Source organism: Paenibacillus sp. FSL R10-2734, from assembly GCF_037963865.1.
In the GTDB taxonomy this organism is placed as follows: Bacteria; Bacillota; Bacilli; order Paenibacillales; family Paenibacillaceae; genus Paenibacillus_AQ.
The window spans coordinates 5,151,027-5,167,294 of record NZ_CP150170.1 but is presented as its reverse complement, the minus strand read 5'-3'; the positions used below and the strand labels follow the sequence as shown (position 1 = coordinate 5,167,294).

Below are 16,268 nucleotides of genomic sequence, written 5' to 3'. Positions count from 1 at the left end.
GGAAACGAGATTTTTTGTTGTCGGATGGAGTCCTTACTATTATAGCTAAAGAATGCAGCTGCTTTTTGGAGGGTTCGACGATCACTATTAGCCTACTTCAATTTGATGCATATATTCTCTGGGGGAATTTCCAGTTACCTTCTTAAAGACCTTGCTAAAATAGGAGGCACTTTCATAACCGGGTTTCTGCGAAATTTCGTAAATACGACCTTCTCCGCGTACCATCATTTCCTTGGCGGCAGCGATTTTGGTCTCCGTGATATATTCCGCATAATTGACCTTGGCAACCTTGGAGAACAGATGGCCCGGTAACCTTCCGGCTCATTTTCGAAGATATGCTCCACAATATTTTCTCCATCCGCAAGAAGCGAAGTGGCCATATACAGAATATTGCAGGCAGCATCTGTGGCGGGTACCAGCAAAGTCGGGTCGGTCTTCGAAGATTTCGATCATTTTGGAGATGATGGTGTATAAAGCAAGGGTATCTAGTTCTTCAAAAGCACGGCGGAGCTCCGAACGGGATTCGGATAAATCAAACAGCGGATGCTCCTGCTCTAAAGGTTCATCCTCAGCGAAGAAAACAAAAGACCGTTCCTTCACAGCAACTTCAGCTTCATACCAAATATGATGAATATGGTAGAATGTATAAGAATATGGTGAATGCTGATGGACTCAACCCGGATTTCTCAAGAGATATTTATATTGCTGTAGGAAGTGAAATGGCTGGTAATGTAAGAAATGTTCTGGTGAAGGACTGCAAATTTGAAGATGTATACAGCATAGCTACGATCAAAGCTCCAAGAGGTCGAGGTGCTATCATTGAGAACATTCATTATGAGAATTGTACATTGCGCAATTACAGCCTTGAACATAGTGAGTGTCAATGGTTTAGAGGTGCATACAACATTACAGGGTTAGTTATGGATAATGTAACTGTTCATTCACTGCTTGATCAGAATTATATATTCCAAAATACAGAGAATCAAAGGGAGTGATCTATATGGAACATGTATCTTTCTTGTTACAGATTGATCCTAAGCAGGAAAAGGAATATTTTCAAAGACATGAAATGGTGTATCCTGAACTTGAAGCAGCTTTCTCACAGGTAGGCATCGAACGCTATCACATTTATTATCATGAAGGCACTTTATTCGCATATATGGCTGTAGTAAATTATGAAGAAGCTATGAAAGCTCTGGAGACACATCCTGCAAATATTAAATGGCAAGCGTATATGAGCGATTTATTAGTACCCTGGGAGAATGGTCAGAACGCTAAAGTAATACGAGAGGCTTACCGGTTTGTGAAATGAATTTGTCATACGGAAGCCATAGATGAAGAATGAATAAAAGACGAAACAAGGCACCTTCAAGAAGTCTACTCTTATCTTAAGATAGGAGGGACAACTTTGAGGTGCTTATTTTTTAGGTTCGGTTTAGAATGATTAAAGTAGGAATTGCTTTAGCAGGCGATGGAAAAACTAACTTTTGGCAAAACTAGAAATACCGACATCAACAGAAAGATAAGAAAGGTAGGAACTCCTTATGGACACTGGCAGTCTGGTCACGTGGATACTTTCACTTGTTATGATTATAAACATATTGCTCTCTGCGGGTTTTTTATTTTTTGAGAGGAGAGATATTGGTTATACTTGGGCGTGGCTTATGGTTTTTTATTTCATCCCGATTTTGGGTTTTATCATTTATCTCTTTCTTGGCCGTAACTTAGCACAGAAAAATTTCTATAGACTTTCAGCTGAAGAAAGTAATTATTTGCAGTCAACTGTAGATAGTCAATTAGCCACATTGAAGGATCAACCTAGGGATGGTAACCCTCTGCTCACGAAATATGCTGATTTGATCCAAATGAACCTTGTTTCATCGAATGCGTTAATGACAATGGATAACGAGATATATATTTTCAATGATGGTAAACAAAAGTTTGATTCTTTGTTTAAGGATATAAGAAATGCCAAGAAAGAGGTTAACATTCAATACTACATAATTCAGCCTGATACCTTGGGACAAAAGTTGAGAGATGAATTAACCATAAAAGCCAAAGAAGGCGTAAAAGTGAGGGTTCTCTATGACGAAATCGGCTCAAAGAGACTTTCTCTTAAGTTTTTTAAAGAGCTAATCGCTGCTGGTGGAGAAGTGGAGGTGTTCTTTCCCTCACTGCTTAGGCCGATAAATTTTCGCATGAATAATCGAAATCATAGAAAACTATGTATTATCGACGGGGAAACTGCTTATATTGGTGGATTTAATGTGGGAAATGAGTACTTAGGGATTAATAAAAAGTTTGGCTATTGGCGTGATACGCATTTTAGAATGAAGGGAGATAGTGTTAATCATATTCAAGGAAGATTTATTCTCGATTGGAAACATGCCAGGAAACATGATCAGGTAAACTTCGAACAATTTTCTTTTAATACTCTACAACATGTGGGATCAAGCCCCGTTCAGATTGTGTCCAGCGGTCCAAACTCGCGCGATGAGCATCTTAAAAATATGTATATTAAGCTTATTTTGAATGCCAAACATAGCGTATATATTCAAACTCCATACTTCATTCCAGATAACAGCTTTATGGATGCATGTAAAATAGCACTCTTTTCCGGTGTTGATGTTCGTATTATGATTCCAAATAAGCCTGATCATCCTTTTGTTTATTGGGCAACTTGGGCGTATGCTGGTGAATTATTGAGTTATGGAGCAAAAATTTTGTTATATGAAAATGGTTTTCTGCATGCCAAGACGATTGTAGTAGACGAAGAAGTAGCGTCTGTAGGCACAATGAATATTGATTCCCGGAGCTTTAGACTCAATTTTGAAGTGAATGCAATTGTTTATGATGAGCAAGTTGCTAAACAGCTTCAACAATTGTTTCATGAAGATAGCCTGCTAAGTACAGAGCTTACCCCTGAACGCTATAAAGAAAGGTCCCTAATGATCAAATTTAAAGAGGGGGGTTCTCGTCTCTTTTCGTCCATATTATAAAGTCCCAACCAAACCATATACTCCAGACCAAAGGCGAGCTGTAGATTTGTAAATCCACAGTTCGCCTTTTCATATTGATTTATTTATTCTGGATGTCGCTTTACACCAAACCCTGTTTTGACTTCATGCACTTAAGATTGTATGTGCGACCATATGCTTTTGCATATTTGACGATTCGGTCAATCATACGGGTGTCTTTTAGCTTAGTAAATGGGCACGGATCCGGAGCCGTATTCACTTCTAAAATCCATGGTTTAAGACGACGGTCCAAGGCAATATCCACACCGATTTCCTGGAGACCTGGATAGGCAGTGCTTAGCTGCTTGGCGGACTTCACTCCAATTTGTTTCATGGTCTGGATTAATGTGTTACAATTTTCTGCACTTGTGTAGGCTTCCAATAATACATCTACCGGAAAAATAGTTCCCCCTTGGCTCCCGTTTGTAACTACTTTTCTAGGATGAGCCACTCGTCCTGCAAACCCCGTAGCTTCCCATCCACCCTTAGGATTTCTTTGCACCATTACCCGGATATCCAAAGGTCGGCCATCGTAAACCAAAAGCCTGATCCCTTTCTGTACCAAATAGGACTTTCCCTGGGTCTCTCGAAAGATTGCTCGATAAGCCGTGTCATAATCAGAAAATTTGTGTACGTGCGTACCGGATTGATAGCTGTATTGTGCGCTTGTCTGTTCAACCCGCATCACACCCTGTCCCAAGGATCCGCAGCATGGCTTAATGTACACCATCTTATGCTTTTTCAGCATGTTATAGAGTGTGTTCTTATCCATTTTTCTCGTAACCGGGACATGTTTCTTTATCTCTGCGCTCCTAACCAGTACCCTTGTTTTCGTCAGCTTATTGGATACACGCCTTATAGGCTCCTTCATTTTGTCCCTCCGTCTCAATTATCTATAGGCTATATTACGAAAATGGCTCAGCTTTTGATTGGGCAACGACAGAATAGTAGAACACACCAAAAGAACTTTACATATGATTATTGTAGGTTTTTATCTAATTGGGCTGCAGCATGCGGCCAACAGGAGGCGGCAATGATGCTGCTCGACAAATTACAGGGTAAGGTGCTTGAAGTAATCGAAGTATTTCCTTGGTACAAGGCGCTAATTGGCGCTGAAAAAACGAATTATAGCATACAGGACCTTCCTCTTATGACGTCGGAAATTCTTGAAACCCATTATTATACTGAGTCCATGGATCCTTCTCTGGCCGTGTACAGGACATCGGGTACAAGCTCGGGACGTCGAAAAGCCATACTTTACTCTGAGGAAGACGAAAAGCACTACTTGGATATTAAAACAAAACTGTTCGGTGAGCTTATCGTCGGCAGTGGATGCACTAAAGCTTTGGCGGATATGGGTACTGGGCATGCAGCGAATACGGCGCTGTCCATTTTTGAACAGTTAGGATTGGAAAATCGTTCAATCCCCTTTGAATTGCCGATCGAACAGCATATTGAGCAGCTTCAAGCGTTTAAGCCTGACCTGCTATACACAATGCCCTCCATCCTTGATCATATCGTACAGGCTACCGGAAATCCGCGCGCATTCGGAATCCGCAAGATCATTCTGGTCGGGGAAATCGCTTCACTGGAGTGGCAGCGGAGTATGGCTCGTCTGTTCGGTCTTGAACCGCGCGATATTATTGACACGTATGGCTCCATTGAAATCGGCACAATTGCTTATTACTCTCATGATCTTCGGAGGTATATTCTTGTCGATGGAGTGTTTGCTGAAGGAGTCAGGACGCAGGAGATAGGTGAGGACTTGAGACCTCTGGGGGAAGACGAAAGTGTGCTTGTTCTTACCTCAACTGTCCGCAAGTTGCTGCCAGCTATTCGTTTCGTTACCTATGATGTTGTAAGGGACTTCAGGCCGGTGATGATCGGCGGTGTAGAAAAGCAGAGCTTTAGCTCCATAGTCAAACGAGTGGGCCGGGAATTGAAGCACGGGGAGAAAATCAGTCTGTACGATATCGAGCAGGTTATATACCGTCATATAGAAGATGCGATCATCCGGGTCAAAGTAAGAAACAATGCGCTGACCGTTTATATCAAAAGTAAGTCGGCGGATAAGGCCATTGTTCCGGCGATCAGGGAGGAAATTAGGGAGTGCATTCCAGAAATCGGCATGATGATTCGAAACCATCTGCTAGATGACATTGAAGTTATTATAGTAGCCAAAGACGAGCCGATGGATAGTGGAAAGGTTAAGAACAAGAAGCTTTATTATCATAATGACAAAGATCGGGTAGAGGTGGCCTTCAATGACGGCATTTTGTCGACCATCGGAAATACACCCTTAATTAAGCTGAAGAGCCTGTTCCACAAAAGTGAGATTGAGGTCTACGCGAAGATGGAGCTGCTGAACCCTGGAGGAAGCGCGAAGGACCGTCCCGCCCTGCGGATGATCCATGAGGCTTGGAAGGAAGGCATAATAGGTCCGGGAACTACCGTCATTGAATCGAGCTCTGGAAATATGGCGATCAGCTTGGCAATGATTTGTAAGTATTTAGGGATGCGTTTTATTAGCGTTATCGACCCTAGAACAACGGAAACAAATCTGCAAATCCTGAAGGCATTGGATGCAACAATCGATTATGTCGCCCTTCCAGATCCCGAAACAGGGGAGTTTCTTCCTGCTAGACTGAAACGTGTACAGCAGTTATTGGCGGAAATACCGGGCAGCTACTGGCCGAATCAGTATGCGAACGCAAATAATTATCTAGCCCACTACCATACGACAATGAAAGAAATCATGACTGCACTTGGCCGAGTGGATTATTTGTTTTGCAGCGTTAGTACATGCGGCACCATTCGGGGTCTCGCGGAATACGCAAGAGATCACGGACTTCAAACCAAGATTGTGGCGGTTGACGCAGAGGGAAGCGCCATTTTTGGCGGAAATAAAGGCATTCGGCGATTCCCAGGACTGGGTGCCGGCATCGTGCCACCCTTCTGCAGATCAGATCTAATCGATCGTATCGTACATGTCTCGGACTTAGATATCGTAAAAGGCTGCCGGATACTGGCGCAGAACGAATCCATTCTGGCCGGCGCATCTTCCGGTGGGATCATTGCAGCCGTTAAGCAGATGGAGCAAGAATTGACTCCGGGATCTGTCTGCGCGGTCATTCTGCATGATAAAGGGGAACGCTACCTCGATACCGTATACTCTGACTCATGGACTCAGAGCCAGTTCGGACAGGAGTTTGTGGCTGCAGGCAGCGATGCCTCTGAGATATAAGAAAATATGTTTCACGAGGAAGTGACGGTATGCTGTACTTGAATGACAGGGATATACGGGCAGTAGGGCTTGATTGGTCTATCCTTGTGGAGTCTATTGAAACTGCAGTGAGTATCATCGATTCAGGCGATTACGCGCAGCCGGTAAAGCCTTATCTAAGGTATAAGAATCCTCATAACCGGATCATTGCAATGCCCGCTTACGTAGGTGGAAACGTGAATGCAGTAGGGCTGAAGTGGATTTCCAGCTTTCCGGATAATACACAGGTCGGTCTTCCCCGCGCGCACAGCATCATTGTATTGAATGATCCCAGTACAGGCCAACCTTCAGCCGTCCTGAACTCTCCGCTACCCAGCATCGTAAGGACTGCTTCCATCAGCGGACTGATGATCCGTTACTTTATGCAGGCGCGTTCGCTGGAAAAGATTCATCTCGGTATTATTGGCTGGGGACCGATTGGACAGTATCATGCTCAAATGGTTACGGCTCTGTACGGAGAACGAATCGAACGTATCCGTATTTACGATATCAAGGAAGTAGATTTGTCAGGATTCTCAGCTCTTTATAGGGACAGGATGGAAGTGGCAGAGACTTGGGCGGACGTTTATCAGCAATCTAATATCTTCATCACCTGTACCGTATCAGAACATCGGTATATCGATCTTCCTCCTGAAAAAGGGAGTCTTCTGTTGAATGTTTCACTGCGTGATTATAAACCGGAGGCGTTAGCTTCGGTAAAAGCCATAATCGTCGACGATTGGGATGAAGTGTGCCGTGAGAATACTGATATCGAACAGCTTCATTTGGAACAGGGGCTAACACGCGCTGACACGCGAATGATTACCGATGTTGTCCTGCGAGACAGCCTAGCTGAATTCGTCGAAGATGATCCGATCTTCTTTTGCCCTATGGGTATGGCCGTCTTCGATATTACTACAGCGGTATATTATGTGAATAAAGCGAGGGAAAGTGGCATAGGGACTGAGCTGGAGTAAGCTGACAGTGCCCCTTAAGTGAAATTAAAGGGTTTTGTAATCCTGGGAATGCCGTACCCGTACGCCATGCATGATGAAATCTTTGAATTGTCGGTCCGTTGCCCGGTCTTCCTCCGTAACTACACCGCCCCGCTGATGAGTAATAATAACCGCTTTTTGTAAATACATGAAAAACAGGTGGGTGGACTTCTGCAGAATGTCCAGCCACTTATTTTTCTCTTCCGGAGCCAGTGGTATTGTCTCAAGCAGTATAAGCCGCGAATACCAGCCTTCCATGGCCTTTTTAAAATCAGGCAGTTCCGTGGGATTCTTAGAAAGGGTGCTGTAGTAAACTCCAAAAATGGCATCATAATAAATTAGTGACTCCTGATGATCTCTTAGCGCCAAATATTGATCCAGAATGTTCTCCAGTGAATGTACCGGCTGTTCAAAATCAAAATCAAACAGCAGCTGTCCAAACATCCGCTCCAGGTTCAGGACATAGATTTGAGCGGCTAATTCTTCTTTGTCCTTATAATGATGATACAAAGTGCGCCGGGAGATACCGGCTTGTTCCGCAATCTGAGCCATATCCGTGCGCTCAATACCTTGAGCACAGAACAAACTAAGCGCTGTATCTTTAATGATCTCCCTCGTCATTTGCATCTGCTTTTCACGCAAATTCATTGATTTTCTCTCCTGTCTTGTGCGAGTACTTCGCTATTTCTGAGCTGGCACCGACGTCTTGAGGAACTTACTGCCTACTGAATAGGGTTTCTGACGGTTGACCGCGTCACTGAGCCATTTCAGAAGCTTCACACCATCTTGTTCAGCCTGAAAAAAGGTCTCTCTGGTTGCAAAAGTGTGCGGAGTTGTACCCGTCTTAGCATTTAGCCCATGGTCGGTCAGATAGTAATAGTAATTAGGTAGAGTGCCAGCCAAAGAAGATACAGAATGCCGCATTTCCTGTGACCATTCATTAATGATGCGTTGATCCCTTGGTCCCTTGTAATCGTTGATATTGTTCTGAAAATGGATCAGAATCTCGTCAAATACCGAGTAGGATTGCAATATTACCGCATCCGCAGGCAGTAGATGACCGTTTGCTTTAAAAGCTGCCCCGATGATATCCGCTTCTGGGGTATATCCGAAGTTCTTCACGAAGTCCGCATGCCATTCCTTATTCACAACATTTGGCCACTTGTCTGATTTCAGGAAGGAGCTATCTGAATATTGGAAGATCTCGGAGTCTTTGTAATGAGAGGCGATTTCAGGAGCCCAGAAGGCGGACCCGAATCCACCAGCACTTTCACCTGCAATCAGCAGTTTGTCGGGCTTATCCACGTTGGCATAGATCCAATCGAGGCTGCTTCGCACATTATTGCTGCCGTTATAACGCATTGTAAAGGTGCTGCCGTCACCTTTTTTATAATCAACAGTACGGTTACCGATATGGAAATCACCCGTCGAATAGGGAAGGTAGACTACATTCCAGCCATGAAAGGGATTGACAGGGTTATCCGTATCCATCATGCCTCTCAGCAATGTCAGCATATAGAAGGGGATGTTAGGGAAATAGTTGCCTGTATCTCCACCTTTAATGAAGTTCATGAGCTTGATTGGGTGTGCGGCGCTTTGGGCATCCCAACTGGCCCCGCCCCCGGAAAAGAAGATGATCCAGTTATTAGTTTTGCCCTTTTTATTCCAGAGAAAATACTCTGATCCATCACTTGAAATGACATTTCCGTCCAGATTGACTTTATTCCACTCGTAAGGCTTCACTTCCGTGATTACGGGAGTGGCGGTCGCCGGTCTCTTGATCACAAAAGCGCTGATCGCAAGAATAGCGATCAAAACAAGGCTCAATAATCCAATACCTGTGAATATCGTGATTTTCCCCATTCTTCTCATATACATCTCCCCCTTTCTCAGAGTATACGATATGTTAACTCGTTGCACAACGTGTATACATAAATGCGAAAGAAACACTCGTGAGAGAATAAATAACGGGGTGTCCTCGCAGCCTTTAATGGCTACAGGGACACCCCGATTTTGTACGTTACTTCATTTAATTAGCTGCAAATGTTTAAACTTCGATTTCAAATGTTCTAAGCTCGTAAGGATCAAGTATAAAAGTAATGACAGGTTCAGTGTGAACTTCACCCTCAGGACGCTCCATAAGATTGCACTCTTGCCACGAAATAATGTTCAAGTCGCTGGTCATATCAATCTGCTGGCGGCTTCCTGAATAGTCGTGAACACGTACGATTAACTTTTGACCATCCTCAGATTTCTTAACGGCGGATACCATAACCGTATTCGTAGAAAGACGAATCATGGACTTTGTTTCCACTTCAGCTTGCCCTTTAGTACTCCGCAGTGGATTATTGATGGACCAAGCTTGACGGACGGTGTCACCTTGTAGCCAATCACCAGTGTGCGGAAGGATAGAGTAGGTGAATGTGTGCTCGCCTTGATCCGCTTCAGGGTCAGGGTGTGTTGCTGATTTGATTAGGGATAAACGCATCACATTATCCTTGATGTCGTAGCCATATTTGCAGTCGTTCAGCAAGCTAACGCCATAACCACGATCCGATAAATCTGCCCACTGATGGCCCACAGTCTCGAATCTAGCGTAATCCCAGCTAGTGTTCCAGTGCGTTGGACGCTTAACATTACCAAACTGGATATCATAGGTAGCTTCGGTAGCTCGTATCGCAACTGGGAAGGCTACTTTCATTAGCTGTTTTTTCTCATGCCAGTCTACCTTTGTCACGAAGTCGATACGACGATGCCCAGCGTGTAAGATCATTTGCTGTTTAATTGTGGAATCCATATAGCTCCACGTGAATTGTACAACACAACGCAAGGAACCATTTTCTATGACTTCAATACTACGGCAGTCGATCACTTCGCGCATTTTTTGCTGATAGTAGATGTCAATGTCCCAAGCTTCATGTGCTAATGGTTTATCCTCAAACACTTGGAACACGTTACCGTGGCTTCCTTTAGCTAATACTTGACGCTGTTCGTGTTTATCATAGATGGATGCGAGTTGACCTTGTTCGTTCCACGCTATTTCGAGATGAGGCGTTGAAATTCCTGACCCATTCAGCGTGAATGGAGTACTTAGTGGCTCAGAAGCTACATCTTCTACAAAGGAGATTGTTGTGTATCCGAGTGAAGGGATGTTGGATACTTCAACGATCCAATGGTTACCTTCACGCTGAGCTTGTAGCTGTTTACCATCTGAACTTATCCAATGTCCTGTTTCCATGCCAGGCTCTACAGTAATTTCTACGAGCTCAGTCAATTCCCAAGAAGCATTGTTCCAGATGGTATATTTACCAGCTTCACTTCCGTTCACAAGTGCCTTCGTAGATTGCTCCCAAACAGAGTGACCAATGGCTTCAGCTTGTGCATATTCAATCGTACTGTCTTCATACACTTCACGAATCGACGAGCCCGGAATAATATCATGGAATTGGTTACGCAAAATAATTCTCCAACCCTCGTCTAAATCGGACTGACGATAGTTCGACCAATCTTCTGACACAATACTTTGTAGAGCATTTAGCCATTCCGCTTCGCGGTATTGCAGTTCAAGCTTACGGTTCATCCGCTTATTGTAAGCTTGGCTTGTGTACGTGCCACGGTGATACTCTAAGTAAAGCTCGCCATCCCATACATGGACATAACGATCTGTATTGGCAACAGTCTCTTGCAGGTTACGGAAGTAGTCTCCCGCTGTTCCTGTTTCAATTTTCGGTAGACCTGGGAGATCGTTGAGCCTGCGGCGCATCTCTAGCATTTCACGGTTAACACCGCCGCCGCCGTCACCATATCCGTAAGAAAGTAATAGATTGCGATTCACTTCTTTATCCCGATACGTATCCCAAATTCCTTTAACAGTCTTTGGAATGATACGACCGTTATACGTGTAGAACCAAGAATCTTCTTCAGACCATGGCTCTGGTGTCGTAATGAAGTGTGTTAATACCTCAGTGCCATCAATACCGCGCCATTGGAAGGTATCATGTGGCATGCGGTTGTATTGATTCCAGCTAATTTTTGTGGTCATGAACGTATTAATTCCTGATTTTTTTAGAATTTGTGGCAAGGACCAGCTGTAGCCAAATACGTCTGGCAGCCATAAATATTCACATTCGACACCAAATTCGTTACGTAGGAAGCGGGTTCCATATAGTAATTGACGGACAAGAGACTCTCCTGAAGTCAAGTTGCAATCTGCCTCCAGCCACATGCCACCGCCTGCTTCCCAGCGTCCTTCAGCTACACGTTCACGAATGTTCTCGTAGATTTCTGGATAATCATTCTTGATGTATTCATAGAGCTGTGGTTGAGTCTGTAAAAAAGTATAGTCAGGGAACATTTCCATCAGGCGGAGTACGGTTGAGAACGAGCGCGCACATTTCTCACGGGTATGCTTCAATTGCCATAACCAAGCGACATCAATATGGGTATGACCAATACAGGTAACTGTAACTGGCGAAGACTTCTCCATTTTATTAATTTCATCACGTAAATAATTGCGGGCTTCCTCGATCGAAGCGTAGAAGACATCGGAACCTGGACGAGACCAGTCGATCAGAAGAAATGAGCGGTCCACTGCACTCAATAGCTGTGTATATTCTGGTGTTTTAGCATCGAGTACGTTCAGCGTCTCAACTACAGCAAGCGCGGTAAAGTAGAAATCATCCGTTGCTTCGTCCAGCCAACAAATTTCAGCCATACGAATGCCATGTGTTTGATCTTTTTTAGGACCGCCACCTTCAAGTCCTGACCATAACCGGAAAGTAAGAGGAAGCTGCGTACCTACCGTTTCATTCGGCAAGAACACTTCAGTGTGATTGGAATCTACACCTTGATAGGGTTTGCCGTTGTAAAAGAATAAAGATTCAAAACCGGAGTTGTTTCCAGCACCAGTCTCACCAAAATCAAAACGGCCTAGTACTTTGCGTCCTGACCACGAGGCAGGTACGTCAATATTTGTCGTTAACCATAAATACAAATCGCGACCTTTCCAGGTATCGCCAACCTTTAGCTTTGACCATTCACCATCCACAGGTGGTTCGGCAGCTATTTCACCTTGTTCGTCAATCATAGAGTTGAAAAAAGGAATGTGTATACGATCCCGGTAACGATATTCAGAAATCTCGTTTAGTTGGGAGTTGAGTTTACGGTTGGTTAGAAACATGAGTAATAGCCCTCCATTAGGTTGATGGGGGACCAGGAAATTAAGATTTATGGGGTGATTACAGGTTTGTTTGGGGGGTAGAAACCAACTATAGACGATTTTAAGCGAGATGTAAACTCTTGATATAGAAAAAATAATGTGAGTAGGAAAGATTTACATCTAAAAATGAATACGCTCCCATTGCACAAAAAGAAAGGTGGTGTTAAGCTTCTAATCCTAAAGGTGAGTTTTGAAGGATGGTGAATTGGTTGAATGTAAAGAAATTTTATCAAAATCATTTACAAAAAAAACTGTTTAATAAAATTTTAGCTATATACTCCACCATCATTATTATTACGTTAATAGCCTCTTCCATTACCGTGTATAAATACTATGAACAGACGATCACTCGTCAACATGTAGACGCCAATCGAGAGGCATTGGATTATGTGAGTTTATATATGAATCAGCAGTACGAAGGTGTTCAATTGGCCATCCAACAAATTTATAGTGATGCCTCCGTAAGTGAGGATTTATCATACTTCTTACAACATGATTATGGAGATTATCTCAAATATCGATTAGATCAATATGCAAAAATTGGGAGCTTCGTACCCCATACGTTCGATACTTATTTCAAAACGTATTTGAATCAAAAAAGTGGTATTTCTGACGTTATCTTATACAGCACAGAGAAAGAATTTTATTATTTATATAAAAATAACACACGCCAGCTCTACACGAGAGAGATAGATATTTCAGAGAAAAAAGTACCCCTGCCAAAGAATGGATGGGTCTCGCATGAAAAAAAATTATTACTTAAGGAAATAAGGGAAGACAATAACAATTTATATACAATGACAAGGGAACTTAAAGATCCGATTTCATTGAAAACGATCGGTATGCTCATTATAGATTTTGATGCTGAACTTATTTCAAAATGGCTTGGTGTGAAAGGTACGGAGAATAATGGCCAAGTATTGGTCTTAACACCAAGTGGTGATGTTATATATGATTCGACAGGAAGGTATATGGGGCAACGATATCCACATACCGCTAGTCTTTATTCAGACGGTTGGACCGCACTCGATGGGTTAGCCAAGGTTAACTTAAATTCAACGAATAGCTCAGGTCTTATTGTGGCAGGGATTATTCAGAAGTCACAGGTTAATAAAGAAATGATTGTTGTACGAAATTGGATTATCGGGATTACAGCAGCACTTATTGTTGCAGCAATGGCTTTTACTTACGGGATTATTTTACGTTTCTCTAAAAAAGTGAAGATCATTATCAAATCTATGAAGCGCTTACAGGAAGGCGATTTAAGCACGCGTATTCACCTTAATCGTGAGGATGAATTGCAGCTTATTGCTAACAATTTTAACTATATGTGTGAAAGACTAGAGCTATATATTAATAAAGTTTACATCTCAGAAATTACGCAAAAAAATGCAGAGCTCGTTGCTCTTCAATCGCAGATTAATCCGCACTTTTTATATAATACGCTTGAAGCTATAAGGATGCGGGCCATTTCGCAAGGGGCGAAAGATGTGGGTCAGATGATTTACATTTTATCTACGTTATTCCGAACGATGATTAAGAAAAGTATGATTGTTACCATCGCTGATGAGATTGAATACTGTAATCTGTATCTTGAGCTGTTTCAAATTAGGCATAAAGATAAGCTTCAAATTGAGTCGCGGATAAGTCCAGTGGCCATGAATTGCTCTATCGTGAAACTGCTCATCCAACCGATTATAGAAAATTATATTGTTCACGGTTTCAGGCCCGATCGTTTCGATAACCTAATACGTATTGAAGTAACTGAATCAGAAGGTAGCATTCAAATTGCAATAAAAGATAACGGAAATGGTATTATTCCCAGCAAGCTAACGGAACTACAACAAGCGCTTCAAGTTAGTATGCGAATGGATGCACCACCTTCCTCGCTTGGACTGCGTAATGTAAATGAGAGAATTAAACTTTATTATGGGGCTGAATATGGATTAACGATTGCTAGTGAGATCGGTGAAGGAACAACAGTCATCATGAAGATACCAGTGGTAAGGGAGAGTATTAAATAATGCACAACATACTTATTGTGGATGATGAACCTCTTATTCTTGAAGGATTACGATCAGTGATCGAATGGGAAGATTATGGACTAAGAATCGCAGGGCAAGCGGGCAATGGTGAAGAAGCTTTAGAATTTCTACGCAATCATAACGAAGCCATAGATATATTAATTACAGATATTACAATGCCAAAGCTTACGGGACTTGAACTGATTCAACAAATAAAGAGTTTTGATTCAAAAATGAGATATATTATCTTAAGCGGATATGAGCAATTTGAGTATTTAAAAGCTGGAATGAGTCTTGGCATTGAGAATTATATTCTTAAACCCATTAATATAAAAGAATTGGAATCGACGATTGAACAGATTGTTGAAGTCCTCAATCAAGAGGATGTTGAACAATTTCATGCTAAGGAGGATCAGCAAGTTTTACGTAACAATGTTCTGAATCGCTGGGTCATTGGAAACATAGATCGACAGGAGCTACTGCATCGTTCAAAAGTATTAAATATTTCGCTAGACTGTTCATTTTTTTCGGTGGCTGCGATTCGGCTGATAACGGAACATGAAGAGGATGAGAGTCAGGATCACCCGCACCCTAATCAGCTTATGGAAGAATGTTATCGTATCGCTGTGCAGTCTGTAGCAGAGCGTGGAACGGTTATTGTTTTTATAGATATGGAAGGTGATCTTGTTCTTATTGTTGCGGAGTCGGCTGAAGCTGAGAACAAAGAAGAGATTTATTGTATGCTGGAACAAGTGCAATATGACATTCTGCAAGAATTAGGAAAGTCCGTCTGGATCACGATAGGAAGTAAAGAACATACTTTTCAAGAAGTACCACAAAGCTATAAAAAAGCGAAAAGTTTATATGTAGATCATCTGATGCTGCCCGGATATCCGATTATAGATGTGGATCAACTATCGAAGATGGTTTTACACGAGGAGAAGCTTGAAATTGATTATGAGGCATTTACAAAATTATTATTATCTGGTGAGCGTGAGGCGGCAAATGAATTTATCGCAGAAACGTTCCAGAAGCTGTTCGGCTGTGGTGTGATTACCCGGATTGATAATTACAACGTAGCAATTGAATTAATGTTGATCGCTAAGAAAATGGAGAAAAACTCTAATTTCAGTGCCGTGTTTAATCCATTGCTACGCATCCATACCATTGAGCAGCTGCTTCACCATGTGCAGGAGAGTGTGAAAGAAACGCTGGACCAATTATCGTTAGTAAGTGATGAACTAAGCCCTAATATGAGATATATGGTGGATCAAGTCAGCAAGCATTATAGAGAAGAGCTATCTCTGAAGACGATCAGTCAGCGAATGAATATGCATCCTACTTACTTGGGACAGCTATTTCAGAAGGAGATGGGGCGAAGCTTCTCTGATTATGTGAATCAATTCCGAATCGAAAAGGCAAGACAACTGCTGCTTCAGACTACGTTATTAACCAATGAAATTTCAGCAGAAGTAGGGTATTTAGATCCAGCGTATTTTTATCGCCAGTTCAAAAAATCAGTAGGTATATCGCCAACTGAACTTCGAAATATGTATAAAAAAGAAAAGGCGTAGCATGAAGGAAATGTTCCCGGGTATCACGTTCAAGTGGGGGGTTCACGAACGTTGATCACGAGAATGTTTCCTTTTTTTTGTTCAAATTATAAGAAAGTTTAAGCCTAACGATTGTAATTTCTTCTTGGAATCTTTAATTTTTACATGTCATTCTGAAGTTTTTCAACTTTATGAAACC

At 42.4% G+C, this 16,268-nt stretch carries 13 protein-coding genes; 7 read left to right on the top strand and 6 right to left on the bottom strand.

Annotated features, from left to right (window positions below; genetic code table 11):
* Positions 1-87 precede the first annotated feature (87 nt).
* Together NSS67_RS22630 and NSS67_RS22625 are read right to left on the bottom strand one after the other, a co-directional pair.
* Positions 88-300, bottom strand: a complete 213-nt coding sequence (locus NSS67_RS22630; RefSeq protein ID WP_339320671.1) for an AraC family transcriptional regulator — start codon at positions 298-300, stop codon at positions 88-90.
* Between the two features lie 21 nt (positions 301-321).
* A complete protein-coding gene (locus NSS67_RS22625) occupies positions 322-600 on the bottom strand; it encodes a hypothetical protein (protein ID WP_339315866.1) in 279 nt (92 codons plus the stop codon).
* 41 nt (positions 601-641) lie between these two features.
* Here NSS67_RS22625 and NSS67_RS22620 point away from each other — a divergent pair, with 41 nt between their 5' ends.
* From NSS67_RS22620 to cls, 3 genes are all read left to right on the top strand, one after another.
* A complete protein-coding gene (locus NSS67_RS22620; RefSeq protein ID WP_339315864.1) occupies positions 642-995 on the top strand; it encodes a hypothetical protein in 354 nt (117 codons plus the stop codon).
* Positions 996-1,000: 5 nt separating this feature from the next.
* Positions 1,001-1,312 carry an L-rhamnose mutarotase gene (locus tag NSS67_RS22615; protein ID WP_339315863.1) on the top strand — a complete coding sequence of 104 codons (312 nt, stop codon included), beginning with the start codon at positions 1,001-1,003 and terminating at the stop codon, positions 1,310-1,312.
* A gap of 232 nt (positions 1,313-1,544) precedes the next feature.
* Positions 1,545-2,999, top strand: a complete 1,455-nt coding sequence (cls, locus tag NSS67_RS22610) for a cardiolipin synthase (RefSeq protein WP_339315861.1) — start codon at positions 1,545-1,547, stop codon at positions 2,997-2,999.
* Between the two features lie 100 nt (positions 3,000-3,099).
* Here the strand turns inward: cls and NSS67_RS22605 are convergent, their stop codons facing one another.
* Positions 3,100-3,888 carry a YheC/YheD family protein gene (locus NSS67_RS22605; protein WP_339315859.1) on the bottom strand — a complete coding sequence of 263 codons (789 nt, stop codon included), beginning with the start codon at positions 3,886-3,888 and terminating at the stop codon, positions 3,100-3,102.
* A gap of 162 nt (positions 3,889-4,050) precedes the next feature.
* Here NSS67_RS22605 and sbnA point away from each other — a divergent pair, with 162 nt between their 5' ends.
* Both sbnA and NSS67_RS22595 read left to right on the top strand, forming a co-directional pair.
* A complete protein-coding gene (gene sbnA, locus NSS67_RS22600; RefSeq protein WP_339315858.1) occupies positions 4,051-6,261 on the top strand; it encodes a 2,3-diaminopropionate biosynthesis protein SbnA in 2,211 nt (736 codons plus the stop codon).
* A 29-nt stretch (positions 6,262-6,290) separates the two neighbouring features.
* On the top strand, positions 6,291-7,256 hold the full coding sequence (locus tag NSS67_RS22595; RefSeq protein WP_339315857.1) for a 2,3-diaminopropionate biosynthesis protein SbnB: 966 nt from the start codon (positions 6,291-6,293) through the stop codon (positions 7,254-7,256).
* 24 nt (positions 7,257-7,280) lie between these two features.
* Here NSS67_RS22595 and NSS67_RS22590 read toward each other — a convergent pair whose 3' ends face one another.
* The 3 genes from NSS67_RS22590 to NSS67_RS22580 all read right to left on the bottom strand — a co-directional run bounded on the left by NSS67_RS22590 (position 7,281) and on the right by NSS67_RS22580 (position 12,453).
* The gene (locus tag NSS67_RS22590; RefSeq protein WP_339315856.1) at positions 7,281-7,922 is read right to left on the bottom strand and encodes a helix-turn-helix domain-containing protein; all 642 of its coding nucleotides are present in this window, start codon (positions 7,920-7,922) and stop codon (positions 7,281-7,283) included.
* A gap of 33 nt (positions 7,923-7,955) precedes the next feature.
* A complete protein-coding gene (locus tag NSS67_RS22585; RefSeq protein ID WP_339315854.1) occupies positions 7,956-9,146 on the bottom strand; it encodes a pectin acetylesterase-family hydrolase in 1,191 nt (396 codons plus the stop codon).
* A gap of 175 nt (positions 9,147-9,321) precedes the next feature.
* Entirely contained in the window at positions 9,322-12,453 is a 3,132-nt protein-coding gene (locus NSS67_RS22580) for an alpha-mannosidase (protein WP_339315852.1), read from the bottom strand.
* A 248-nt stretch (positions 12,454-12,701) separates the two neighbouring features.
* On the opposite strand from NSS67_RS22580, the gene NSS67_RS22575 reads away from it, so the two are divergent.
* Positions 12,702-14,516 (top strand): sensor histidine kinase, encoded by a 1,815-nt coding sequence (locus NSS67_RS22575; protein WP_339315851.1) that lies wholly within the window; start codon positions 12,702-12,704, stop codon positions 14,514-14,516.
* Positions 14,516-16,090: a response regulator transcription factor gene (locus tag NSS67_RS22570; RefSeq protein WP_339315849.1), complete on the top strand. Its 1,575-nt coding sequence runs from the start codon at positions 14,516-14,518 to the stop codon at positions 16,088-16,090. Before NSS67_RS22575 ends, NSS67_RS22570 begins: the two co-directional genes overlap by 1 nt.
* The last annotated feature ends 178 nt before the right edge of the window (positions 16,091-16,268 follow it).

Coding starts and splice junctions, on each gene's coding strand:
- NSS67_RS22620 (WP_339315864.1), top strand. CDS start 642: ATGTATAAGAATATGGTGAATGCTGATGGACTCAACCCGGATTTCTCA.
- NSS67_RS22615 (WP_339315863.1), top strand. CDS start 1,001: ATGGAACATGTATCTTTCTTGTTACAGATTGATCCTAAGCAGGAAAAG.
- cls (WP_339315861.1), top strand. CDS start 1,545: ATGGACACTGGCAGTCTGGTCACGTGGATACTTTCACTTGTTATGATT.
- NSS67_RS22605 (WP_339315859.1), bottom strand. CDS start 3,888: ATGAAGGAGCCTATAAGGCGTGTATCCAATAAGCTGACGAAAACAAGG.
- sbnA (WP_339315858.1), top strand. CDS start 4,051: ATGATGCTGCTCGACAAATTACAGGGTAAGGTGCTTGAAGTAATCGAA.
- NSS67_RS22595 (WP_339315857.1), top strand. CDS start 6,291: ATGCTGTACTTGAATGACAGGGATATACGGGCAGTAGGGCTTGATTGG.
- NSS67_RS22590 (WP_339315856.1), bottom strand. CDS start 7,922: ATGAATTTGCGTGAAAAGCAGATGCAAATGACGAGGGAGATCATTAAA.
- NSS67_RS22585 (WP_339315854.1), bottom strand. CDS start 9,146: ATGAGAAGAATGGGGAAAATCACGATATTCACAGGTATTGGATTATTG.
- NSS67_RS22580 (WP_339315852.1), bottom strand. CDS start 12,453: ATGTTTCTAACCAACCGTAAACTCAACTCCCAACTAAACGAGATTTCT.
- NSS67_RS22570 (WP_339315849.1), top strand. CDS start 14,516: ATGCACAACATACTTATTGTGGATGATGAACCTCTTATTCTTGAAGGA.